The sequence below is a fragment of the Microbacterium paludicola genome, assembly GCF_015235415.1.
In the GTDB taxonomy this organism is placed as follows: domain Bacteria; phylum Actinomycetota; class Actinomycetes; order Actinomycetales; family Microbacteriaceae; genus Microbacterium; species Microbacterium paludicola.
On the sequence record NZ_JADGLL010000010.1, the window covers coordinates 40,113 to 63,867 of the forward strand.

General features: G+C 70.6%; 20 protein-coding genes and 1 pseudogene. 13 read left to right on the plus strand and 8 right to left on the minus strand.

The features are described from left to right. The first annotated feature begins 81 nt into the window (after window positions 1–81). The 3 genes and pseudogenes from IR155_RS06290 to glgB all read left to right on the plus strand — a co-directional run bounded on the left by IR155_RS06290 (window position 82) and on the right by glgB (window position 7,464). The gene (locus IR155_RS06290) at window positions 82–2,049 is read left to right on the plus strand and encodes a maltotransferase domain-containing protein (RefSeq protein WP_135113994.1); all 1,968 of its coding nucleotides are present in this window, start codon (window positions 82–84) and stop codon (window positions 2,047–2,049) included. Continuing rightward, window positions 2,046–3,806 (plus strand): maltose alpha-D-glucosyltransferase, encoded by a 1,761-nt coding sequence (gene treS, locus IR155_RS06295; protein ID WP_135113995.1) that lies wholly within the window; start codon window positions 2,046–2,048, stop codon window positions 3,804–3,806. The genes IR155_RS06290 and treS overlap by 4 nt, the downstream gene beginning before the upstream one ends. Beyond that, window positions 3,803–7,464, plus strand: a pseudogene (glgB, locus tag IR155_RS16330) (1,4-alpha-glucan branching protein GlgB). The gene treS and the pseudogene glgB overlap by 4 nt, the downstream one beginning before the upstream one ends. A gap of 230 nt (window positions 7,465–7,694) precedes the next feature. Here the strand turns inward: glgB and IR155_RS06310 are convergent. Continuing rightward, window positions 7,695–7,964, minus strand: a complete 270-nt coding sequence (locus IR155_RS06310; RefSeq protein WP_135113998.1) for a GlsB/YeaQ/YmgE family stress response membrane protein — start codon at window positions 7,962–7,964, stop codon at window positions 7,695–7,697. Between the two features lie 133 nt (window positions 7,965–8,097). Further along, window positions 8,098–8,688 carry a hypothetical protein gene (locus IR155_RS06315; RefSeq protein WP_135113999.1) on the minus strand — a complete coding sequence of 197 codons (591 nt, stop codon included), beginning with the start codon at window positions 8,686–8,688 and terminating at the stop codon, window positions 8,098–8,100. A gap of 31 nt (window positions 8,689–8,719) precedes the next feature. Between IR155_RS06315 and IR155_RS06320 the strand changes: the two genes are divergently transcribed. Then, window positions 8,720–9,232 carry an adenine phosphoribosyltransferase gene (locus tag IR155_RS06320; RefSeq protein ID WP_233441127.1) on the plus strand — a complete coding sequence of 171 codons (513 nt, stop codon included), beginning with the start codon at window positions 8,720–8,722 and terminating at the stop codon, window positions 9,230–9,232. A gap of 80 nt (window positions 9,233–9,312) precedes the next feature. Here IR155_RS06320 and IR155_RS06325 read toward each other — a convergent pair whose 3' ends face one another. Together IR155_RS06325 and IR155_RS06330 are read right to left on the minus strand one after the other, a co-directional pair. Then, window positions 9,313–10,683, minus strand: coding sequence for an HNH endonuclease signature motif containing protein (locus IR155_RS06325; RefSeq protein ID WP_135114001.1), 1,371 nt, complete (start codon window positions 10,681–10,683; stop codon window positions 9,313–9,315). A 74-nt stretch (window positions 10,684–10,757) separates the two neighbouring features. Then, window positions 10,758–11,483, minus strand: a complete 726-nt coding sequence (locus IR155_RS06330; protein WP_135114002.1) for an aquaporin — start codon at window positions 11,481–11,483, stop codon at window positions 10,758–10,760. A gap of 116 nt (window positions 11,484–11,599) precedes the next feature. On the opposite strand from IR155_RS06330, the gene IR155_RS06335 reads away from it, so the two are divergent. From IR155_RS06335 to IR155_RS06355, 5 genes are all read left to right on the plus strand, one after another. Continuing rightward, complete coding sequence (locus IR155_RS06335) at window positions 11,600–12,271, plus strand: arsenate reductase ArsC (RefSeq protein WP_135114003.1); 672 nt, start codon at window positions 11,600–11,602, stop codon at window positions 12,269–12,271. Window positions 12,272–12,518: 247 nt separating this feature from the next. Then, window positions 12,519–13,577: an ABC transporter substrate-binding protein gene (locus IR155_RS06340; RefSeq protein WP_135114004.1), complete on the plus strand. Its 1,059-nt coding sequence runs from the start codon at window positions 12,519–12,521 to the stop codon at window positions 13,575–13,577. A gap of 37 nt (window positions 13,578–13,614) precedes the next feature. After that, a complete protein-coding gene (locus IR155_RS06345) occupies window positions 13,615–14,439 on the plus strand; it encodes an ABC transporter ATP-binding protein (protein WP_135114005.1) in 825 nt (274 codons plus the stop codon). After that, on the plus strand, window positions 14,429–15,241 hold the full coding sequence (locus IR155_RS06350; protein ID WP_135114006.1) for an ABC transporter permease: 813 nt from the start codon (window positions 14,429–14,431) through the stop codon (window positions 15,239–15,241). The genes IR155_RS06345 and IR155_RS06350 overlap by 11 nt, the downstream gene beginning before the upstream one ends. A 2-nt stretch (window positions 15,242–15,243) precedes the next feature. After that, window positions 15,244–16,089: an ABC transporter permease gene (locus IR155_RS06355; RefSeq protein WP_135114007.1), complete on the plus strand. Its 846-nt coding sequence runs from the start codon at window positions 15,244–15,246 to the stop codon at window positions 16,087–16,089. Between the two features lie 47 nt (window positions 16,090–16,136). On the opposite strand, the gene pucL is transcribed toward IR155_RS06355, so the two are convergent. From pucL to IR155_RS06375, 4 genes are read right to left on the minus strand one after another with little or no spacing between them, the layout of a single operon-like run. Next, window positions 16,137–17,069, minus strand: a complete 933-nt coding sequence (gene pucL / locus IR155_RS06360; RefSeq protein ID WP_135114008.1) for a factor-independent urate hydroxylase — start codon at window positions 17,067–17,069, stop codon at window positions 16,137–16,139. A gap of 1 nt (window position 17,070) precedes the next feature. Next, entirely contained in the window at window positions 17,071–17,391 is a 321-nt protein-coding gene (uraH, locus tag IR155_RS06365; protein ID WP_135114009.1) for a hydroxyisourate hydrolase, read from the minus strand. Continuing rightward, a complete protein-coding gene (gene uraD / locus IR155_RS06370; protein WP_135114010.1) occupies window positions 17,391–17,897 on the minus strand; it encodes a 2-oxo-4-hydroxy-4-carboxy-5-ureidoimidazoline decarboxylase in 507 nt (168 codons plus the stop codon). Before uraD ends, uraH begins: the two co-directional genes overlap by 1 nt. A gap of 53 nt (window positions 17,898–17,950) precedes the next feature. Continuing rightward, window positions 17,951–18,571, minus strand: coding sequence for a helix-turn-helix domain-containing protein (locus IR155_RS06375; protein WP_135114011.1), 621 nt, complete (start codon window positions 18,569–18,571; stop codon window positions 17,951–17,953). A 181-nt stretch (window positions 18,572–18,752) separates the two neighbouring features. Here IR155_RS06375 and IR155_RS06380 point away from each other — a divergent pair, with 181 nt between their 5' ends. The 4 genes from IR155_RS06380 to IR155_RS06395 are packed head-to-tail and all read left to right on the plus strand — an operon-like array spanning window position 18,753 to window position 23,755. Further along, window positions 18,753–20,489: an NCS1 family nucleobase:cation symporter-1 gene (locus IR155_RS06380; RefSeq protein ID WP_233441128.1), complete on the plus strand. Its 1,737-nt coding sequence runs from the start codon at window positions 18,753–18,755 to the stop codon at window positions 20,487–20,489. A 10-nt stretch (window positions 20,490–20,499) separates the two neighbouring features. Beyond that, on the plus strand, window positions 20,500–21,264 hold the full coding sequence (locus IR155_RS06385) for an aspartate/glutamate racemase family protein (RefSeq protein WP_135114012.1): 765 nt from the start codon (window positions 20,500–20,502) through the stop codon (window positions 21,262–21,264). After that, on the plus strand, window positions 21,261–22,604 hold the full coding sequence (allB, locus tag IR155_RS06390; protein WP_135114013.1) for an allantoinase AllB: 1,344 nt from the start codon (window positions 21,261–21,263) through the stop codon (window positions 22,602–22,604). The genes IR155_RS06385 and allB overlap by 4 nt, the downstream gene beginning before the upstream one ends. After that, on the plus strand, window positions 22,601–23,755 hold the full coding sequence (locus tag IR155_RS06395) for an acetamidase/formamidase family protein (RefSeq protein ID WP_135114014.1): 1,155 nt from the start codon (window positions 22,601–22,603) through the stop codon (window positions 23,753–23,755). The genes allB and IR155_RS06395 overlap by 4 nt, the downstream gene beginning before the upstream one ends.

The following is a 23,755-nucleotide window of genomic DNA, read 5'->3' on the forward strand; positions in this document are numbered from 1 at the left end:
ATCGGTTACACCCTCGTGAAGTCTGTGGCAAGACCCCCGTCCCAGGTGGCCCCCGTGACCTGTCTGTGACAAGTTGGGCACATGGTCGGACGCATTCCCGTCATCGATGTCCACCCCGTCGTGCAGGGCGGCGCGCGCCCGGCGAAGGCCACGGTCGGCGAGCCGCTGCCGGTGCGGGCGACAGTGTTCCGCGAGGGGCACGACCAGCTCGGCGCCGAGCTCGTGCTGATCGGCCCGGACGGCGAACGCCGGCCCCCGGTGCGCATGAAGGAGCTCGTCCGCGGCACCGACCGCTACGAGGCGTGGGACGCGCCCGATGCCGAGGGTGACTGGGCGTTCGAGGTGCACGGGTTCTCCGATCCGCTGGCGACCTGGACGCACGACGCGGGCCTGAAGATCCGGGCGGGCGTCGACGTCGAGCTGATGTTCCTCGAAGCCCGTCTGCTGCTCGAGCGCATCCGAGCCGAGGCGACGGACCTGAGCGCCGACGACGAGGCGGCGCTCACCGCCGCCGAGGACGCGGCGACCGACGAGATCCGGCCCGTCGAGGCGCGGCTGGCGGTGCTCGAGAGCCCCGAGACGCAGGCGATGTTCGCGCGTCACCCGCTGCGCGACCTGCTCACGGTCGCCGGCCCGTTCCCGCTTTACGCCGACCGCCGGCGGGCGCTGACGGGAAGCTGGTACGAGTTCTTCCCCCGTTCGGAGGGCGCGACGCTCGACCCGAAGACCGGCAAGGTCACGAGCGGCAGCTTCACAACCGCGGCGAAGAGCCTCGACCGGGTCGCCGCGATGGGCTTCGACGTGCTGTACCTGCCGCCCATCCACCCGATCGGCGAGATCAACCGCAAGGGGCGCAACAACACGCTGACCCCCGGCCCGGACGACACCGGATCGCCGTGGGCGATCGGGTCGAAGCACGGCGGGCACGACGCCATCCATCCGGATCTCGGCACGTTCGCCGACTTCGACGCGTTCGTGAAGAGGGCGAACGGGCTGGGAATCGAAGTCGCGATCGACCTCGCCCTGCAGGCGGCGCCCGATCATCCGTGGGTGAGGACGCATCCGCAGTTCTTCCGCACGCGCGCCGACGGCACGATCGCGTACGCCGAGAACCCGCCGAAGAAGTACCAGGACATCTACCCGATGCACTTCGACGACGACTTCGAGGGCGTCGTCGCCGAGGTCACGCGCGTGGTGCGGCTGTGGATGTCGCACGGCGTGCGCATCTTCCGCGTCGACAACCCGCACACGAAGCCCGTCGCGTTCTGGGAGCGGCTGCTCGGCGACATCCGCGAGACGGATCCGGATGTCCTGTTCCTCTCGGAGGCGTTCACGCGTCCGGCGATGATGCACACGCTCGGATCGGTGGGCTTCCACCAGTCGTACACGTACTTCACGTGGCGCACGGCGAAGGGCGAGATCGAGGACTACCTGCGCGAGGTGTCGCGCGAGAGCGACCACCTGATGCGCCCCAACTTCTGGGTCAACACCCCCGACATCCTGCACGCCTCCCTGCAGTACGGCGGGCCGGCGATGTTCGCGATCCGGGCGACGCTCGCCGCGATGGCGACGCCCGCGTGGGGCATGTACGCGGGGTACGAGCTGTTCGAGCATGTGGCCGTCAAGCCCGGCAGCGAGGAGTACCTCGACAGCGAGAAGTATCAGATCCGGATCCGCGACTGGGAGGCCGCGGAGCGGTCGGGCAAGACGCTCATGCCGCACATCCGCACCCTCAACGAGCTGCGCCGCAGCCACCCCGCCCTGGGGCTGCTGCGGAACCTCGTCGTGCACGCCACGGACGACGAGCACATCCTGTGCTTCTCCAAGACCCACGGTGACGACACCGTCATCGTGGTGATCAACCTCGACCCGCACGGTGCGCACGAGACGACGGTGCGCCTCGACCTCGCCGCCGCGGGCCTTCCCGAGAGCTACGTCGTCCGCGACGAGCTCACCGGGGCGGAATGGGTGTGGGGCGCCGACAACTACGTGCGGCTGGATCCCGCGGGCGACGTCGCGCACATCCTGAGCGTGAGGAGCGCCGGATGACCCCCGAGCCGGCCCCGTTCACCTCGTCTATCCCTGTGCTCTCGCAGGAGCCCTTCCCCGACAGCCCGGACGCCACCGAGCCGGAGTGGTTCAAGACCGCCGTGTTCTACGAGGTGCTCGTGCGGTCGTTCAAGGACGGCGACGGCGACGGCATCGGCGACTTCCGCGGCCTCATCGAGAAGCTCGACTACCTCGAGTGGCTCGGGGTCGACTGCCTGTGGCTGCCGCCGTTCTTTCCGTCGCCCCTGCGCGACGGCGGATACGACGTCTCCGACTACACGGGCGTGCTGCCCGAGCTCGGCACGGTCGAGGACTTCCAGGTGTTCCTCAACGCCGCCCACGCGCGCGGCATCAAGGTGATCATCGACTTCGTGATGAACCACACGAGCGACGAGCACCCGTGGTTCAAGGCGAGTCGGTCGGATCCGGATGGCCCCTACGGCGATTTCTACGTGTGGAGCGACACCGACGAGCTGTACGAGGAAGCCCGCATCATCTTCGTCGACACCGAGCCGAGCAACTGGACGTGGGATCCGGTGCGCCAGCAGTACTACTGGCACCGGTTCTTCTCGCACCAGCCCGACCTCAACTTCGACAACCCCCGGGTGCACGAGGCGATGCTCGACGCAATGCGGTTCTGGCTCGACATGGGCCTGGACGGCTTCCGTCTCGACGCGGTGCCGTACCTCTACGAGCGTCCCGGGACGAACGGCGAGAACCTGCCCGAGACGCACGAGTTCCTGCGCAAGGTGCGACGCATCGTCGACGAGGAGTACCCCGGGCGGGTGCTGCTGGCGGAGGCGAACCAGTGGCCGGCCGACGTCGTCGACTACTTCGGCAATCCGGACGCCGGCGGCGACGAGTGCCACATGTGCTTCCACTTCCCGGTGATGCCGCGCATCTTCATGGCGGTGCGTCGCGAGTCGCGCTACCCGATCAGCGAGATCCTGGCGCAGACGCCGCCCATCCCGTCCGGCACCCAGTGGGGGATCTTCCTGCGCAACCACGACGAGCTCACGCTCGAGATGGTCACGGACGAGGACCGCGACTACATGTGGAACGAGTACGCGCAGGATCCGCGGATGAAGGCGAACATCGGCATCCGCCGCCGTCTCGCGCCACTGCTCGAGAACGACATCGATCAGATCGAGCTGTTCACCGCGCTGCTGCTGTCGCTGCCAGGATCGCCGGTGCTGTACTACGGCGACGAGATCGGCATGGGCGACAACATCTGGCTCGGCGACCGAGACGGCGTCCGCACGCCCATGCAGTGGACGAGCGACCGCAACGCCGGGTTCTCGACCGCGAACCCCGGCAAGCTGTCGCTGCCGGTGGTGCAGGATCCGGTCTACGGCTACCTGTCGGTGAACGTCGAGGCGCAGCAGGAGAACCGCTCATCGCTGCTCCACTGGACGCGGCAGATCATCCAGGCGCGCAAGCGCCACCCGGCGTTCGGGCTCGGCAGCTTCAACGACCTCGGCGGGTCGAACCCGGCGGTGCTGTCGTACTCGCGTGAGCACACGAATCCCGACGGATCCGTCGACGTGATCGTGTGCGTCAACAACCTGTCGCAGTTCCCGCAGCCGGTCGAGCTCGACCTGCGGCGGTTTCAGGGGATGGTGCCGGTCGAGCTGATCGGCGGGGTTCCCTTCCCGCGCATCGGGGAGCTGCCGTACCTGTTGACACTCGGCGGGCACGCGTTCTACTGGTTCCAGCTGCACGCGCCGGCCGACGAGGAGGAGGTGGGCCTGCTGTGAGCGAGTCCCTGGAGAACGAGGACGCCCTCTGGCAGGGCTATCTGTCGCGCACCCGGTGGTTCGGCGGCAAGGGCCGGCCGTTCCACGTCAGCGGCGTCCGCCCGTTCGCCGAGCTCCCGGTCGACCCCGCACCGGAGGGTGTGGGGCGCGTCACCGTCTACCTCGTCACGGTCGACTACTCCGACGACGAGGGCGGCGCCGAGCAGTACCACGTGCCGCTGTCGCGCTACGACGAGGTGCAGGAGCGCATCGCATACGCCTTCGTGGGATCCGTCGAAGGCGAGGACGGCCACCCCGTCCACCTGTACGACGCCGCCCACGACCGCGCGGCCATGACGCTGTGGCTCGAGGGTTTCGTCGAGGCCGAGGCGACCGGCACCGCCCAGCTCGGCGGGATGCGGTTCCGCCGCGTGCCCGGCGTCGCGCTGAACCCCGAGCTGCAGTCGGCGCCGCTGACGGGCGAGCAGTCGAACTCGTCGGTGAAGTTCGACGACACCGCGATCATGAAGCTGTTCCGCAAGGTGAGGCCCGGGGTGAACCCCGACATCGAGATCCACGAGGTGCTCACGCGCGGCGGGTCCGAGTACGTCGCCGACCTGTACGGCTGGATCGAGATCGACCTGCCGGAGGACGAGGGCGTGCTCCAGCTGGCGATGCTGCAGGAGTTCCTCCGCACCGCGAGCGACGGCTTCGAGCTCGCCACGGGCAGCGTCCGCACGCTGCTCGCGCACCTCGACCTCAGCGTCGAGGAGTCGGGCGGCGACTTCGCCGGCGAGGCGACTCGGCTCGGCGAGGCGCTCGCCGAGGTGCACAGGATGCTGCGCGACAGCTTCCCGAAGCAGGGTCGAGGCGAGGATTCGACGGGCGAGCTCGCCGACGCGATGATCGCGCGCCTCGAGCAGGCCCGCCGGGTCGTGCCGGAGGTCGAGCCCTACGCCGCGCGGCTGAGCGCGGCGTACGACGCGGTCGCCGCGCTCGGTCAGCTCGACGTGCAGCGCGTGCACGGCGACCTGCATCTGGGGCAGACCCTGCGCACCTCGCACGGCTGGAAGATCGTCGACTTCGAGGGAGAGCCCGGACGTCCGTTCGCCGAGCGCGCGCTCCCGGATTCGCCCTGGCGCGACGTCGCGGGGATGCTGCGGTCGTTCGACTACGCGGCGCGCGTGGTCGAGATGTCGACCGGCGGCGGGGAGGATCCGGATGCGCCGCTGCGCGCCCAGCGGGCCCGGGAATGGTCGGCCCGCGCGCGGCGCCACTTCCTCGAGGGGTACGTTGCCGCGCTCGGCAACGGCCCCGAGCTCTCCCCGCAGCAGAGCGTGCTGCTCGACGCGTACGTCGCCGACAAGGCCGTGTACGAGGCCGTCTACGAGAAGCGCAACCGGCCGTCGTGGATCGCGATCCCGCTGGCCGCGCTGGAACGGATCGGTGGATGATGACAGACGCGACAATCCTGCCCGTCGACAAGCCGACGCTCACCGCGGTCGCCGCGGGCCTGCATCACGACGCGCACTCCGTGCTCGGGCCGCATCCCCACGAGGGCGGCGTGACGGTGCGCGTGCTGAAGCCGCTCGCCGCGGGCGTGACGGTGCGGTACAAGACGGCGCCCACTCGGCGCTTCCCCGACGGGTGGGCAGCGGTCGAGCTGGAGCACGAGCACGAGGGAATCTGGGTCGGGGTGCTTCCCGGCGTCGCCTCGGGTGACGTGCCGCCGTACCGCGTCGAGACCGCGTACGGCGAGGGGGAGGACCGGATCGTCACCGACCGCGACGACCCGTACCGCTTCCTTCCCACGCTCGGCGAGGTCGACCAGCACCTGATCGGCGAGGGGCGCCACGAGGCGCTGTGGCGCGTGCTCGGAGCGCACGTGCACCGCTACGAGGGCTGGGGCGATGCGCCGGATGTCACCGGCACGGCGTTCGCCGTGTGGGCGCCGCGCGCCCGAGCCGTGCGCGTCAAGGCCGACTTCAATGACTGGGACGGCCGCGAGCACCCGATGCGCCGCCTCGGCTCGTCGGGAGTCTGGGAGCTGTTCGTGCCGGACGTCGGCATCGGCACCAGGTACAAGTACCAGATCCTCGGCGTCGACGGCGTCTGGCGCGAGAAGGCCGACCCGATGGCCGGCTACGCCGAGAAGCCGCCGCTGACCGCGTCGATCGTGCACGAGTCCTCCTACCGCTGGGGCGATGCGGAGTGGCTCGACCGGCGGGCGGCCGACGCCGCGCGGGGGCACACCGACAAGCCGATGGCGATCTACGAGGTGCACCTCGGATCCTGGCGCCGCGACAAGACGTACGCGCAGCTCGCCGACGAGCTCGTCGGCTACGTCAGCGACCTCGGCTTCACGCACGTCGAGTTCATGCCCGTGATGCAGCATCCGTTCGGCGGGTCCTGGGGCTACCACGTCACGTCGTACTACGCCCCAGACAGCCGCTTCGGCGATCCGGATGGCCTCCGCTACCTGATCGACCGCCTCCACCAGGCGGGGATCGGGGTCATCCTCGACTGGGTGCCCGGCCACTTCGCCACCGACGAGTGGGCGCTCGCGCGCTTCGACGGCGCCCCGCTGTACGAGGACCCCAACCCGCAGCGCGGCTGGCACAAGGAGTGGGGCTCTCACATCTTCGATTTCGGCAATCCGCCGGTGCGCAACTTTCTCTACGCGAACGCGATCTATTGGCTCGAGGAGTTCCACGCCGACGGTCTGCGCGTGGACGGGGTCGCCTCGATGCTCTACCTCGACTACGCCCGGAAGGACGGCGAGTGGACGCCGAACATCCACGGCGGCCGCGAGAACCTCGAGGCGGTGCAGTTCCTGCAGGAGATGAACGCGACCGTCTACCGCCGGGTCCCCGGCGTGGTGACGATCGCCGAGGAATCGACGTCGTGGCCCGGCGTCACCGGACCGACCTCCGGTGGCGGGCTCGGCTTCGGGTTCAAGTGGAACATGGGCTGGATGCACGACTCGCTCGGCTACCTCAAGCGCGATCCCGTGCACCGCATGCACCACCACGGCGAGATGACGTTCTCGCTCGTGTACGCCTGGTCCGAGAACTACGTGCTGCCGATCTCGCACGACGAGGTCGTCCACGGCAAGGGATCGCTGCTGCGCAAGGCGCCGGGGGATCGCTGGCGGCAGCTCGCCACCCTGCGCGCCTATCTTGCGTACATGTGGGCGCATCCCGGCAAGCAGCTGCTGTTCATGGGCAGCGAGTTCGCCCAGGAGTCGGAGTGGGCAGAGGCCCGCGAGCTCGACTGGTGGCTGCTCGACCTTCCCGACCACCGCGGCGTGCACCACGCGATGCGCGACATCAACGGGCGCTATCGCGAGACGCCGGCGCTGTGGGCGCTCGACACCCAGCCGGCCGGCTTCGAATGGCTCGTCGCGGATGACGCGGGGGCGAACGTGTTCGCGTTCGCCCGCACCGACGGCGAGGGATCGCGGCTTGTCGCCGTGAGCAACTTCTCGGCCCAGCCGCACGACCGCTACCGGCTGCGCTTCCCGCAGCCCGGCGCGTGGGACGAGGTGCTCAACACCGACGCCTCCGGCTACGGCGGCTCGGGCGTCGGGAACCTCGGCCGCGTCGACGTGCCCGCGGACAGCCATGCGGAGATCGCGGTGCCGCCGCTCGCGACGGTCTGGTTCCGGCTGGCTGACTGATCCGCGCGAGAGCCCGGAGAGGATGTCCTCTCCGGGCTCTCTTCGTGCCTCCCGTGTGCTTCGCACGTGCCCGTGCACGGCAGAACGCCCGTCGCATCTGCGACGGGCGTTCGCTTGCCGGGATCCTCGCCCCTCCGGGGCCGACCCGCGATCCGCGGGGTCAGGTGGCTCGTGAAGGAGGGATCCCCTTGCGGTCGGACACGAGGGGGTGCGCCGACGTCTGTTGGGTGTTACCGAGCCGTCTTGTTGCGGCCCGTGATGAGGCCCCAGATCAGCAGCACGATGATCGCGCCACCGATGGCGAGGAGCCACGTGGTGATATCGAAGAATCCCTCGAGGTTCGCATCGAAGATCAGACCGCCGAGCCAACCACCCAGCAGTGCGCCGACGACGCCCAGGATGAGGGTTGCGATCCAGCCGCCGCCCTGCCGTCCAGGCAGGATCGCCTTCGCGATCGCTCCGGCAATGAGTCCGAGGATGATGAATGCGATGAAGCCCATGACGCGCTCCCTTCCTGCGGGGATCTCCCGCGACAATCACGTTACGGAGATGCGGATGAGGTCGGCAGGGGCTTGACATCCGCTGGGAACATGCGCTTAGACGTTCCGCTGAGCGGGAGTTTGGGTCGCGAGGTCAGGCGGGACCGAGTCGGAGGACGCCCGTCGTCTCCGTGACGCGGAGGTCGTCCGTCAGTCGGACGATGCGCGCGAGCGCATCCACCTCCGCTATCACGGTGCCGAAGCGCTGCGGGTCGCCGCACAGGGCGGTGACCGTCACGAAGTGCGCGCCGGTGTCCCACGTGTACTCCGCCATGGGCGGGGCGCCGGCGGCGTCGGGGCGGTCGAGCACGAGCTTCTCGCCCATGCCGAGGTAGGCGCCCTGGAACGGTTCGGTGTCGTCGTACTCCATGGGCATCATCGCGCGCGCGGCGCGCAGCTGCGCAGTGATCTCCTGAACCTGCGCCGCGACCACCACGAGCTCGGGATCGTCCTTCCAGACCCACACCAGCACGCGGCCGTCGGCACGGCGGAGCATCAGGGGCGCCGCCTGGCTCAGCGTCCACGCGAGCAGGCCGCTGCCGCGGCCCTGGCCGCCCATCATCCGGGAGCCCTGGCCCAGCAGCATCCGGATCGCCGCCTTGCGGTGCCGACGCCCGCGCAGCCCGAGCGATCCGGTCACGGCGACCCAGCGCGAGGGGTCGGCATCGGCCTGAAGTCGGGGCATGTCACCAGGGTACGTGCGGGAGGATGGGGGAGTGGATGCCCTCACGCGCGCCGAGTCCCTGATCGCCCTGACCCCGGATTATCCCGAGCCCGGCGTGCTGTTCCGCGACGTGTCGCCGCTCCTGGCGGACGGCCCGGCGCTGCGCGCGGTCATCGAGGAGCTGATCCGGCCCTTCGAGGGCACCTACGACATCGTCGCGGGTATCGAGGCCCGCGGCTTCCTGCTCGCCGGCTACGCCGCGGCCCTCGGGGGCGTGGGCATGCTGCAGATCCGCAAGGCCGGCAAGCTGCCGCGCCCGGCGGCGGCGGTGTCGTACGAGCTCGAGTACGGCACGGCGACGATCGAGGCGCCCGGAGTGCTGCGCGAGGGCGAGCGCGTGCTGCTGCTCGACGACGTGCTCGCCACCGGCGGGACGCTCGCGGCGGCGCAGAGTCTCGTCACCGAGCTCGGCGCGGTCGTCGCCGGCTCCGCCGTGGTCCTCGAGCTCACCGACCTCGGCGGCCGCGCCGTGGTGGGCGACGTGCACACGGTCTTCACCGCCTGAGCTCACACCGCCTGGGCTCAGTGCCTCGGTTCACCGCCTCACGCGGCTCAGCGGCGCCGGCCGACCCCCGTCCCCGGCGCCTAGAACGGAGCAGGGTCACGCCAGGCCGGCTCCGGCGGCGGATCCGGGTCGGCGGAGGCTTCGATCGCGGCGACGAACCTCACCGTCCGGGCAGGCACGTCGGTCTTCCGGCGTCCGGTTGGACTGATCCAGGCCATCAGCCCGTCGAACCCCTGTTCGACATCCCAGTCGGAGTTGTGTTTCAGCACGTGGTGACTGCGACACAGCGGCGCGAGGTTGCCCACCTCGGTGCGACCACCCTCCGCATACGCGACCGTGTGGTCGAGGTCGCAGCGATACACCGGCTGCCGGCAGCCCGGGAAGCGGCAGTGCTCGTCTCGGGCGGCGAGGAACCGCTTCTGATCGGCCGTCGGGACGTAGGTGTCGACGGTGCGGAGGCATCCGGTGTCGGGATCGGCGAACAGCCGCGCCCAGGTGTGAGTGCGCCCCGCGAGGCGGCGCGCGACCTCGGGTGAGACAGGGCCGTGGCCGGCGAGGAACGCGGGTTCGTCGCCGATGCCGAGGAGGGTGTCGACCGGGATGGTGATCTGCACACGCGGCCGGAAGCACGCCGTCGTGTCGGCCGCGCCATCACCGGAGAGCGCCTTCGCGGCGCCGGCGAGCATCGAGTCGACGAACGCGTCGGCGCGCAGCTGCTGCAGGGTGCGGGTGTCCGCGCTCGTCGCGGCCGCCCTCTCGTCACCGAGAGGCACGTCGTCGGGGAGTGGACCGGCATCCATGATCGACAGCCCCATCTGCGTCAGCATGTCCTGGATGCCGTGCGCGCGCACGCTCTCGATGATGGCGTTGAAGTGACTGACGCCCTGGGGGAGGTCGTCGACCCAGGTGCGACGCTGCTCGAGGGCGGCCTCATGCCGCTCGACGAACGGGATCGGTTCGAGCTCTTCGGCGACCGCCTGCGCGATCGGGCGCAGCCGTCCGGGTGTCGTCTCGGCGGCGCGTTCGACGACGACGCGTTCGTAGCGGGAGCGGACGTGTGCGTCGTCCAGACGCTCGCCCTCGTCGACGATGACGGTGGCGTGAGCGGGGGAGATCCGCCCCTCGCACAGTGCGCTGTAGGTGGCTGGGAACTTCGAGATCAGCACGGTGGCGTCTTCCATCCGCGCGCGCAGCGTGCGGTCGGAGGCATTCGTCGCCACGGCGATGTCGGCCGCGATCGCCCGCACCGGAAGGTCCCACCTCGCCGGAGCCTGCGCCTCGTGGATGAGATCTTCGGCCATCAGCTGCGCCCGCGCGAGCAGGTTCGCCTTGATCGCGGTGACGCCGGCGATCATCTGGTCGGCCGCGGCGACGCCGTCGATGATCGCGTTCAGTGCGTCACGGCGCGCGGGATCGAGGTCCCATCTCTGCGCGAAGCCCGTCCCGGCCATGCGACAAGTCTGCCAGGGACCTCAGACATTCGTTCGATGTCAGATGGGCCTGTGGAGAAGAAGTATCGAAGAAATCATCGGTCGGGCGATGCCTGGGCGAGGTCGGCATGCCGTGTCGTCACCGCCGGCCGTTGCTGCGGCGTCAGCCACACCGCCAGCGCGAGACCGACCGTGCCGCCGACGAGCTGAGCCAGGATGAACGACGGCGTCGAGGCCGGCGCGATTCCCGCGAACGTGTCCGAGAACATCCGGCCGATCGTGATCGCGGGGTTCGCGAAGCTCGTCGACGCCGTGAAGTAGTAGGCGGCGCCGATGTACGCGCCGACGACGGGCGCGGCCATCGAGCCCCGCCCCGTCCGGACCAGGACGAAGATCGCCAGCACCAGTCCCGCGGTCGCCACGACCTCGGCGATCAGGTTCGGGGGCGTCGCGCGTGCCGTTGTGCTCCAGGAGACCGCGGGCGCGGCGAACATCACGTTGGCGAGGATCGCGCCCGCGACGCAGCCGAGGATCTGCGCCAGAACATAGGGGCCGACCTCGCGCCAGCGGCGGGCGCCGAGGGCGGCGTCGGCGATCGTCACGACGGGATTGAAGTGGGCGCCGGAGATCGGCTGGAACAGCGCGATCAGCACGCCGAGGCCGAGCGCCGTGGCGAAGGCGTTCTGCAGCAGCTGCAGGCCCGCATCGCCCGGCGACAGCCGCTGCGCCATGATCCCGGACCCCACGACGATCGCCGCGAGCAGCGCGCTGCCGAGGAACTCGCCGACGAGCGGCCGGGAGGAGACTCGATCCGGATGCATAGACAACAGTCTATGGGTCGGTTGCGCCGACATTCGCTCAGCGATGGAGGAAGCCATTCCCAATACATAGATGTTGATCTATGCTTCTCGCAGAGTCGACGATCGAGGAGGATCCGATGTCTCAGATCCAGGATGGGCGCAGCGCGAACGAGAGCGGCGGGCTCCTCTCGCCAGACGCGGTGCTCCACCGCGCGGCTGAGCGCCTCGCCGTCCGGTTCGACGGCATCGTGAACGAGGAGACCGTCGAGCGCGTGGTGTTCGAGTCGTACGCGGCTCTCGCGCGCACCGCGAAGGTCACGCGGCTGCTGCCCGCGCTCTCCGAGAACTTCGCGCAGGATCGGCTGCTCGCGCTCGCGCAGTCGAAGGGACTGATCGACAAGGCCGTGCCCGAGGTGCTGTTCGTGTGCGTCCAGAACTCGGGCCGCTCGCAGATGGCGGCCGCGATCACCCGCATGATCGCCGGCGACCGGGTGCACGTGCGCTCCGCCGGATCGCAGCCGGGCGAGCGGATCCTGCCCGTTGTCACGGAGGTGCTCGACGAGATCGGCGCCGACGTGTCGGCAGAGTTCCCCAAGCCCCTCACCGACGACGTGGTCCGCGCGGCCGACGCCGTGATCACCATGGGCTGCGGGGACGCCTGCCCCCTGTACCCCGGCAAGCGCTACCTCGACTGGCACCTGCAGGATCCCGAGGGGCTCGACGTCGACGGCGTGCGCCGCGTGCGCGACGAGATCCGCCGGCACGTCGAGGAGCTCCTCGCGGAGATCGCGCCGACCGCGAGGGGCTGACCGCACGCCTCCGGGCGCTTCGATATGCACCTGTGACCGCGGGGCGGCGGATTTGGCGTTCGGCGGTATTTCGCACCGGCAGAATGTTTTACATCGCCGAAACGCTGGTGTCCGGTCGACTTCTTTCGCCGCACCTACGGTGGAGTGACCGACCGACGTCACGCCGATCGTCCCTCCCGGCGCGAGACCCCCCGGTACCATCCGGATGTCGGATCGCGCCCCATCCCCGCATGAGTGGAGAACCCGAATGATCCGCAGCCCTTACATCCGTCGTGGCCTCGCAGCCGCCGGCCTCACCCTGACCGGCGCCATCGCGCTGTCCGCCTGCGCCGGAGGCGCAGCACCGGCCGCCGAGGCCGAGGGCGAGGACGCCGGTCACGGCTCGATCACCGTCCAGCAGAGCTGGATCAAGAACGAGGAGTTCGCCGGCGAGTTCTACGCCACGACGAAGGGCTACTACGAGGAGGCGGGCTTCGACGAGGTCACGCTGCTCGAGGGTCCCTCGACCGGCGTCGCCGAGCTCATGGGCGGCACCGTCCAGGTCGCCCTGAACGACCCGCTCGCCGTCGGCGCCGCGGTCGCGAACGAGGGCGCCACGATCAAGATGATCGGCGCCACGTTCCAGAAGAACCCCTTCACCGTGCTGTCGCTCAAGGACGGTGCCGACATCGCCACGGTCGACGACCTCAAGGGCAAGAAGATCGGCGTGCAGGACTCGAACCGTGCCGCGTTCGACGCGTTCCTCGAGGCGAACGGCATCGGCCAGGACGAGCTCGAGATCGTCGCCGTGCAGTACGACCCGGCGCCGCTCACGAACGGCGAGGTCGACGGCTTCTACGCCTACCTGACGAACGAGGCCCTCACCGTCAAGCTCGCGGGCAACGAGATCACCAACCTGCCGCTCGCCGACAACGGCTTCCCGCTCGTCGCCGAGACCGTCTCGGTCACCGACCAGTACCTCGCCGAGAACCGCGAGCTGCTCAAGGACTTCCTGGTCGCCGAGATCAAGGGCTGGACCGACGTGCTCGCCGACCCCGAGCAGGCGGCCGAGGACGTCGTCGCCGACTTCGGCACCGACCTCGACCCGGTCAAGACCCTCGAGGCGATGAACGCCCAGGCCGAGCTGATCTCGACCCCCGACACCGAGGCGAACGGCCTGTTCACCATCACCGAGGAGATGCAGCAGGCGACGGTCGACAGCCTCGCCGGCGCCGGCATCGACGTCGCGGTCGAGGACATCTTCGACCTGAGCCTCCTCGACGAGGTCTACGCGGAGAACCCCGAGCTCGTCGACTACGCCGGCTGACCCCGGGCCTTCGCCAGAACCAACGGAGATCCACACCGTGACCCACACGGAGACCGCGACCGGTGCCCAGGACGTCCTGGGCACCGGTCTGCACATCAGCGGACTGAACAAGACCTTCCGGCAGGGACGTCGCGACGTCGTCGCCCTGCAGGATGCGAACCTCCACACCGAGCAGGGAACGTTCCTGTCGCTTCTCGGGCCGTCCGGCTGCGGCAAGTCGACGATCCTGCGCATCCTCGCCGGGCTCGAGGATCCGACGAGCGGCACCACGCGCGTCGACGGCAAGTCGCCCAAGGAGCTGCGCGCGTCGAACAGTCTCGGCATCGCGTTCCAGGACTCGGCGCTGCTTCCCTGGCGCAGCGTGCAGGCCAACATCCAGCTTCCCTTCGAGGTGGCGGGAAAGCCGGTCGACCGCGACTACGTCGCCGAGCTCATCGCCCTCGTGGGCCTCACGGGCTTCGAGAAGGCGAAGCCGGCGCAGCTGTCCGGCGGCATGCGCCAGCGCGTCTCGATCGCGCGCTCGCTCGTGATGAAGCCCGAGGTGCTCCTGTTCGACGAGCCGTTCGGCGCGCTCGACGACATGACGCGCCAGCGCCTCAACCTCGAGCTGCTGCGCATCTGGACCGAGAAGCCGGCGACCACGCTGCTCGTCACGCACGGCATCTCCGAGGCGATCTTCCTGAGCGACAAGGTCGCCGTGATGACGCCTCGGCCGGGCCGGATCAAGGAGGTCATGGACATCGACCTGCCGCGTCCCCGCCTGCCCGAGATGATGCGGACCCCCGAATTCCACGCGTACGTGGACCACGCATCCGACCTGCTGTTCGGCGCGCCCGCCGCCGCGTACGCCGATGAGCACTGACGCGCGACCCGCGCGCCGCCCCGTCCCCGCGTGGGTCTGGGGCGTCGCGGGTGTGGCCGGCATCGTCGCCCTGTGGTGGGTGCTGGCGGCAACGGTGCTGTCGTGCCTCGGCCCGAACTGCGCGCAGCCGATCCCGACGCCCGCGCAGGTGCTCGCCGAGACCGTGCAGCGTGGCTGGTCGTTCTTCGCGCCGCAGTTCGGCGTGACGCTCGCCGAGGCGGGCCTCGGCTACCTGTGGGGAAACGGGCTCGCGCTGGTGTTCGCCGCACTCGTGCTCGTTGTGCCGCGCCTCGAGGGCCTCGTCATGCAGCTCGCCACCATCACCTACTGCCTGCCGATCGTGGCGATCGGGATGGTGCTGATCGTGATGCTGCCGATCCCGCAGGCAGGGCACCCGTCGCTCACGTCGGTGATCCTCGCCGCCCTGAGTGTGTTCTTCACCACGGTCGTGGGCTCGCTGCTGGGGCTCAAGGCCGCCGACCGCAGCGCGCTCGACGTTGTGACCGTCTACGGCGGATCCCGCTTCACGCAGCTGCGGAAGGTGCGACTGATCGCGGCGCTGCCGGCCATCCTCAACGCCCTGCAGATCGCGGTGCCCGCCGCGTTCCTCGGCGCCGTGCTGGGGGAGTTCTTCGGCAAGGTGCAGGCAGGTGTCGGGCGGGCGATGATGATCGCCCAGGTCGACTTCAACCCGCCGCTCGTGTGGGCGCTCGCGATCCTCTCGGGACTCGTCGCGCTCGTCGGCTACTGGATCGTCGGGCTCGTCGCGCGCGCAGCCGCACCCTGGTCGAAGGGGGCATGAGGATGACCGACATCGCAGACGCTCCCACCTCGCTCCGCCGCGAGGTCGCCACCTCCACCGCCCGCGTCCTCGGCCGGGGCCTGCTGATGTTCGCCGTGACGCTCGTTGTGGTGACCGTGCTGTGGCAGGTGCTGCTGTGGGCCTTCGGCGTCAACGCCTACGTCGGCAAGGGACCCGCCGACATCTGGGCGTTCCTCGTCACGGCTCCCGCGACGCCCGAGAACCGGGACCTGCTCCTCGGCCGCCTCTGGGTGACCCTCGGCCACGCCTTCATCGGCTTCGCGGCGGGACTCGTCGTCGCGCTCGCCGCGGCGATCCTGTTCCAGCTGAACCGCGGCGTCGAGCACGCGCTCATGCCGCTCGCGATGCTGCTGCGCTCGGTGCCGCTCGTCGCGATGGCGCCCGTCATCACGCTCGTCTTCGGCCGCGACCTCTGGACCGTCGCAGTGATCGGCGGCATCGTCGTGCTCTTCCCGGCGCTCGTGAACATCGTGTTCGGACTGCGCTCGGCCTCGCCGCAGATGACCGACGTGGTGCACGTCTACGGCGGATCCGCGTTCACCGCGCTGCGCAAGGTGGCGCTGCCGTCGTCGCTTCCGGCGTTCTTCGCGGCGGTCCGGATCTCCGTTCCCGGTGCGATCACGGGCGCGCTGCTGGCCGAATGGCTCGCGACGAGCGACGGCATCGGCGGCGGCATCGGTCCGGCGATCTCGCAGTCGAAGTTCCCCGAGGTGTGGGCGTCGGTTGTGCTCGTGACGGCGGCGGCGCTCATCCTGTACAACCTCATGCAGGTCATCGAGGACGTAGCGCTGACGCGCATGGGGATGCACCCGCTCAAGAACGTCTGAGGCCGGTCGCCCGCGCGCCGCGCCTCGGTCGGCGCGCGGCCGACCCGTCAGATGAAGCTCGGGACGTCGCGCCAGGCGTCGGGCGCGTCCGCCACTCCGTCGCGCACGACGGTTCCCTCGATCAGCCCGTAGGGACGATCGTCGGCGATGAACACCTCGTTCGCGTTGTCGAGGCCGAAACGGGCGATATCGTACACGAAGTGGTGCTTGTTCGGCATCGCGAAGCGGATCTCCGCCAGTTCGGGTCGCGCGGCGATCGCGGCGCGGCCCATCTCGAACAGCGTCTGCTGCAGCGCGAGCGAGTGCACGACGGCGAACTGCTCCAGCAGCACCGCGACCACCTCGTTGTGCAGTGCGTTGTAGTCGATGCCGGCGGCGACGGCGTCGGGAAGGTAGCGCCAGCGGGCGGTGACCGACGTGGCCATGATCCGGTCTGTCGTCTCGGGCAGGGTCGTGTACTCGGTCTTCGGGTAGCCCCAGAACTCGGATCCGGTCGACTTCAGCACCGTGAGGTCCTTCACGCCGCCCATCACGTGCGTCGCGCCGTCGATGACCTGCACGGCGGCGAGGCGGGTTCCCTGCCCCGTGCGGACGAACGAGTGGTCGTGCTCGGCGCCGCCGGCCACGATCCGCTCCCACGTGTACTGCTCGGCCTGCCACAGGCCGCCCTCGATCCAGGAGAACTCCGTCGTGAAGTGCTCGGCGAGGATCTGCAGGAACCGCTCGGGCGATCCGATGCCGTGCTTCTTGGCGAACGCGAAGATCGTGTTCTTCTGGGTGTCGGTCGCGACGATCCGCGAGTTGTCCCCCGTGAGGAACGAGCCGGCCAGGGCGGCGCCGCGCAGCTGCGACGTGACGTTCAGATCTTCGATCTCGTGCCGGGCCCCGTCGCGCGTGATGCGCACGAGCCGGTTCTCGGCCTTGCCGTATTTGTTCGGGCCCAGGTGGACGGAGACTTCGGCGGCGGGGACGTCGGTCACGTCAGCTCCCTCGGTAGGTGGAATAGGCGAACGGGCTCAGCAGGATGGGCACGTGCAGGTGCCGCTCGTCGGTCACGGCGAAGGTCACTGTGACGAAGGGGTAGAAGGTCTCGACCGCGCGCGCCGCGAAGTGCGCGGCGGTCTCGAAGCGCAGCGTGTAGTCACCGGGAGCAAGCCGGTCGGGGCCGAGGCCCGCCCGCCCGTCCGCGTCGGTCGCGCCCGTGGCGACCGGGGTGCCGTCGGCGGCGGTGAGGGTCAGGGCGACGCCCGCGGCGGGCGTTCCGGTCGCGGCGTCGAGCACGTGCGTGGTCAGGTGCGGCATCACGCATCCCCCGGGTCGAATGCGGCGCGCAGCCGCAGCAGCGCGATCTCGGCCAGCTGCCGCGCGGCCTCGCGCGCCTCCGCCTCCGGTGCGTTCGCGAGGCGGCGCTCGAGCTCGGCGAGCATCTCGGAGGGCGTGCGCCCCGCCGCGCGGATCAGGAACACGCGCCCGAAGCGCCGCTCGTACTCGGCGTTGCCGGCGGCGATCCGGGCAGCGATCGCCTCGTCGGCGTGGGCCATCGAGGCCTGCTCGCGGCGGGAGTGGTCGCCCTCGGCCCCGGCGGCCGTGGGGCGCTCGCCGATGCGCGGGTGGTGTGCGAGCGCGGCGTCGAGGTCGTCCGTCGTCCATCCGGCCGCGAGCTGCTGGGCCCGCGCCGCGAGCGCGTCGACGGACGCGTAGGGGCGTTCCGCGACGAGCGTGGCGACCCAGCCCGGCACATCCGCCCACACGCGCACGACCGACGCGGCCTCGTGGGTCGGCAGGGCATGGAAGTCGTCGAGCAGCACGGGGTCAGGCTAGCGCGCGGCGTGTTTCGCGATCGTTTCGCGCCGGGCTCGGGTCAGCGGGCCGGGTGGACGATGAGCCAGCGGGCGACGGCGGGCTCGGTGCCGGTGTTGTGCAGGCGGTGCGGCACGTCGCACGGGTAGCTGATCGTGTCGCCCGCGCGCATCACCACGATCTCGTGCGTGAAGTCGATCGTGAGCTCGCCCGAGAGCACCTCGCCGATCTCGTACCCCTCGTGGCGGAAGAGCCGGTCCTTTCCCGTGGCGGTGCTTCCCGGCGGGTAGGTCGACTCGAAGTAGTCGATGCCGGGGCTGTCGCCCGGGGACAGGCGGCGGAACGTCACGCCCCCGCCGAGCGGCAGCGGCGCGGCGTCTGCGGCGCGCGAGAGCGTGTAGCCGGCCGGCTCGGCGCCATCCGCCGCCGGCTGCTCGCCTCCCGGACCGAACACGGTGGCGAGCGGAACTCCCAGCGCATCGGTCATGGCGATCAGGCGCGACACGGACGGCTGCATCACGCCGCGTTCGATCTGCGAGACGGCGCTCGTCGAGATCCCGAGCCGCCGCGCAAGCTCCGATACCGAGACCCCGGCCCGCGCGCGCACCTCGCGCAGGCGCCGTCCGACGTGGCCCCGATCGGCGTCGGCGTCCGCGTCGGTCCCTGTGGCGGTGTCGGTCACGCGGCCATGCTAACCGGCGCGGATGCCGGGCCTCCCGGCACGATTTACGCGCTCGAAACACATCTGACACGGGTGCGGTGAGTGTGAAGCGATAACTTCACACCACGATCCGCCGTCCGGAGAGAGCGCCACGCTCCGGAGCTTCCGCCTCGGGACCGTCCCCCACTCGAAAGGCTCCACCGTGACTCAGAGCAGCATCCCCCTGGACGCCGCCACACCGGCGCCCCTGACCAAGCCGCAGGACGTCGTCGAGGCCGCGGGGCATCCCGCCGGCTCCGGCAACATGCGGCCCGGCTACGACCACCGCCTCGCCAACGAGGACCTCGCGCCGCTGCGCAAGCAGAAGTGGTCGTCCTACAACATCTTCGCGTTCTGGATGAGCGACGTTCACTCCGTCGGCGGCTACGTGACCGCCGGCTCCCTGTTCGCCCTCGGCATCGCCAGCTGGCAGGTGCTGATCGCGCTGATCGTCGGCATCCTGATCGTGCAGGTCTTCACCAACCTCGTCGCCAAGCCCAGTCAGCGCACCGGCGTGCCGTACCCGGTCGTGAACCGGTTCCTGTTCGGCATCAAGGGCGCCAACGTGCCCGCGATCATCCGCGGCATCATCGCGATCGCCTGGTACGGCGTGCAGACCTTCCTCGCCGCCGAGTCGCTGAACATCATCTTCCTCAAGTTCATCCCCGGCAGCGCGGCGCTGCTCGAGCCCAGCTTCCTCGGCCTGAACGCGCTCGGCTGGATCTCGTACGCGATCCTGTGGGTCGCGCAGGCGGCCGTGTTCTGGAACGGGATGGAGGCGATCCGCCGGTTCATCGACTGGGCCGGCCCCGCCGTCTACGTCGTGATGATCGTGCTCGCGATCTACCTCGTCTCGCAGGCCGGATGGGAGAACATCAGCCTCGACCTGTCCAGCGGCGAGCCGCTCGACTTCTGGGCCTCGATCCCGGTCATGCTCACGGCCATCGCGATCGTTGTGTCGTACTTCTCGGGCCCGATGCTGAACTTCGGCGACTTCGCCCGGTACGGGAAGTCGTTCCAGGCCGTCAAGCGCGGCAACTTCTGGGGCCTGCCGATCAACTTCCTGTTCTTCTCGATCCTGACCGTCATCACGGCGTCCGCGACCGTCCCGGTGTTCGGCGAACTGATCACCGACCCCATCCACACTGTGGAGCGGATCGACCACTGGTTCGCGATCCTGCTGGGCGGCCTCACCTTCGTGACCGCGACCGTCGGCATCAACATCGTCGCGAACTTCATCTCGCCCGCGTTCGACTTCTCGAACGTCGCTCCGCACCGCATCAGCTGGCGGATGGGCGGGATGATCGCCGCCGTCGGATCCGTGATCCTGACCCCGTGGAACTGGTACGGAAACGACCAGGCGATCCACTACTCGCTCGGCATCCTCGCCGCGCTCATCGGGCCGCTGTTCGGCATCCTGATCGCCGGCTACTACGTGATCGCGCGGCAGCGGATCCACGTGGACGACATGTACACGATGGACGAGACCGCGCGGTACTGGTACCGCCGCGGCTACAACCCCAACGCGATGTGGGCGCTGCTCGCGGCCGGTGTGCCGACGATCGCGGTCGCGATCATCCCGAAGTCGCTTGTGTTCGCGGGCGTGCTCGACGCGGGCTGGGGGACCATCAGCGACTTCAGCTGGTTCGTCGGCTGCGGGCTCGGCTTTGTGTTCCTCGTGCTGTTCGAGCGCCTTCACCCGCGGGTGCCGACGCTCGAGGGCGAGACCGCCGGGGTGTCGGACGGCACCGTGCCTTCGGTGTTCGGGCCCGACGTGCGGGAGGGCTACCCCGACACCGCGACCGCCGCGGTGGCGATCGTCGAGGCGGAGGCCGCCCTGCGGTCGGCACCCGCCGAGGACGAGACCGAGCAGCCGGCGGCCGCCGGCGCCAAGGAGTGACACCGGAGCGATGCGCATCACCCTGATCAACCCCAACACCTCCCGGGCGATGACCGACAAGATCGGTCACGCCGCCCGGGAGGTGGCGGGCCCCGGCGTCGAGATCGTCGCGGTCTGCCCCGCTCCCGGAGCCGGACCCGCCGCGGTCGAGAGCCACGTCGACGAGATCGCCGCCGGAGCGGCAGTGATCGACGCGGTGCGCGCCGATCTCGCGGCAGGCGGAAGCGACGGGTACGTGATCGCCTGCTTCGGCGACCCCGGCCTCGACGCCGCGCGCGAGCTCGTCGACGTGCCCGTGGTGGGCATCGCCGAGGCCGCCATTCACGTGGCGGCGATGACGGGGCGGTCGTTCGCGATCGTCACGACGCTGTCGCGCACGCTGGGCCGGGCGCAGGATCTGCTTGCGCGCTACGAGTTCGAGCGCGCGTGCGTCGCGGCGTACGGCACCGGGATCCCTGTGCTCGAGCTCGAGGACACCGGATCCGAAGCCTTCGAGGACATCCTGGGGTGGTGCGAGCGCGCCGTGCGCGAGGACGGCGCCGACGCGATCGTGCTCGGCTGCGCGGGCATGGCCGACCTGTGCCACCGGCTGCAGGAGCGGCTCGGTGTGCCCGTGATCGACGGCGTCGCCGCGGCGACCGGGCTGGTCGCCGCGATGGTGCGCATGCGCGTGGGCACGAGCAAGCGCGACGAGTACGCGCCGCCGCCCGTGCGGCCGGCGGAGGTGGCCGCCGGTGAGGCGGCGACGGCGCGCGTCGCTAGCGTGGGGGCATGACCCCCTCATCCGCCGCTGCGCCCGGCTCGATCGCCGCGCAGCGCGTGCTCCTCGAAGGCGCCTTCGCGCCCGCGACCGTCCGGATCGCCGACGGACGGATCGCCTCGGTCGATCCGTTCGACGACACCGCCGACGTTGTGCTCGACGACGGGCTCGTGCTGCTGCCGGGGCTCGTCGACTCGCACGTGCACCTCAACGAGCCCGGCCGCACCGACTGGGAGGGCTTCGCCACCGGCACCGCCGCGGCCGCGGCGGCGGGCATCACGACGGTCGTCGAGATGCCGCTGAACAGCGTGCCGGTCACGACGGATCCGGAGGCGCTCGCAGTCAAGCGCGACGCCGCCCGCGGCAAGCTCGCGGTCGACGTCGCCTACTGGGGCGGCGCGGTGCCGGAGAACCTCGGATCGCTCGGCGCGCTGCTCGACGCCGGGGTCGTGGGCGTGAAGTGCTTCATGGCCCCCAGCGGCATCGACGAGTTCGGGCACCTCGACGCCGCCCAGATCGAGGCCGCGCTCACCGAGCTGCGCGCGCACGGCGACGGCCTGCTGATCGCGCACGCCGAGCTCGAGGAGCACCTGCACGAGGCATCCGGGCCCGTGTTCCGCGACTTCGTCGCCTCCCGCCCGCCCGAGGGCGAGGTCGCCGCCATCCGCATCGTGATCGAGGCGGCCCGGCGCACGGGCGCCCGCGCGCACATCGTGCACGTCTCGGCCGCGGCCGCGCTCGACGACGTGCGCGCCGCGAAGGCCGACGGCGTGCGGATCACCGTGGAGACATGCCCGCACTACCTCGCGCTCACGGCGGAGGACGTGCCTGACGGAACCGGCACGTTCAAGTGCTGCCCGCCGATCCGCGACGCCGCGAACCGCGACCTGCTCTGGGAGGGCGTGCTCGACGGCACGATCGACGCGATCGTGAGCGACCACTCGCCCGCCACGGCCGACCTCAAGCTGCGGCCCGACCTCGGCGAGGCGTGGGGCGGGATCTCGGGCGTGCAGACGGGGCTCACCGCGGTCTGGACCGAGGCGCGCCGACGGGGGATCCCGCTCGAGCGCATCCTGCCGCTGTTCACGACGGGACCCGCCGATCTCGTGCGGCTCGGCGACCGGGGCCGGATCGCGCCGGGCGCGCCCGCGCACCTCGCCGCGTTCGATCCCGAGCGCGAGCACACGGTCGACGCCGCGCGGCTGGAGTACCGCAACAAGCTGTCGCCGTGGCACGGCGCGACCCTGCGCGGCGTCGTGACCGAGACGTACCTCCACGGCCGCGTCGTCTATCGCGACGGCGAGGGACTGCTCGCCCGCGAGGGACGCGACGTGCTCGCGGGCGGTGCGGCATGACCCCCGCGCCGGGATCGAACGTGTTCGGCCGCGGATCGGACGTGCCCGCGTTCGCCGACCTGCCGATCCTGCAGCCGGGGGAGCGCGTGCCGGATGGCGCGACGTACCTTCCCGCCGGGCCCGGGACCATCCTGTGGGGGCGCCTTCCCTGCGCGACCGACGCGCCCGTGCTGACGATCCGATCCGGCGACTCGGTCGTGATCGACACGGTCAGCCACGAGGGCCTGCTTCCCGACCAGGGGCAGGATCCGGCCGCGTTCTTCGCCGGACACGGGGTGGCGGAGGGCGCGGTGCTGCGCGACGCGATCGCGATCGCCGCGGAGTCGCCGCGCGATCCGGCCGCGGACGGCCCGCACGTCGTGACGGGGCCGATCCGCGTCGAGGGCGCACGCCCCGGCGACCTGCTGCGCATCACCGTGCTGCGGCTCGAGCCACGCGTTCCCTACGGTGTGATCTCCAACCGGCACGGCCGCGGCGCCCTTCCGGGCGAGCTGCCGCGGGCGGGCGCGACGGTCAGCGTGTTCGCGCCGGTCGAGCGCCGCGACGGGCGCCTCGTCGGTGCCCTGCCGCGCGTCGAGGGCGGCCCGCGAGACGTGACCTTCCCCCTCGCGCCGTTCCTCGGCACGATGGGCGTCGCGCCCGCGACGGGCGAGCGGCCCCACTCCGTGCCGCCGGGCGACTACGGCGGCAACATCGACATCAAGCTGCTCGTGGAGGGCACGCAGCTGCACCTTCCCGTGCAGGTCGACGGCGCGCTCGCCTACGTGGGAGACCCGCACTTCGCGCAGGGCGACGGCGAGGTGGCGCTCACGGCGCTCGAGGCATCGCTGCGCGCCACGCTGCGGTTCGACGTGGTGCCGCGCGCCGATGCGCTCGCGGCATTCGGGGAGGTCGCCGGGCCCCTCGTGCGCACGCCAGAGTACCTTGTACCGACGGGCCTTGACGCCGACCTCGGCGAGGCGATGCGCAAGGCGGTGCGCGCCGCGATCGCGCTGATCCAGGCCCGGTGGGGGATGGACGAGCACCTCGCCTACGCGTACCTGTCGGCAGCGACCGACTTCGACATCTCGCAGGTTGTGGATCTTGTGTCAGGCGTTCACGCGCGCATCCGGCTGTCCGATTTCGAGGAGGCGCCGGATGGCCGAGACTGA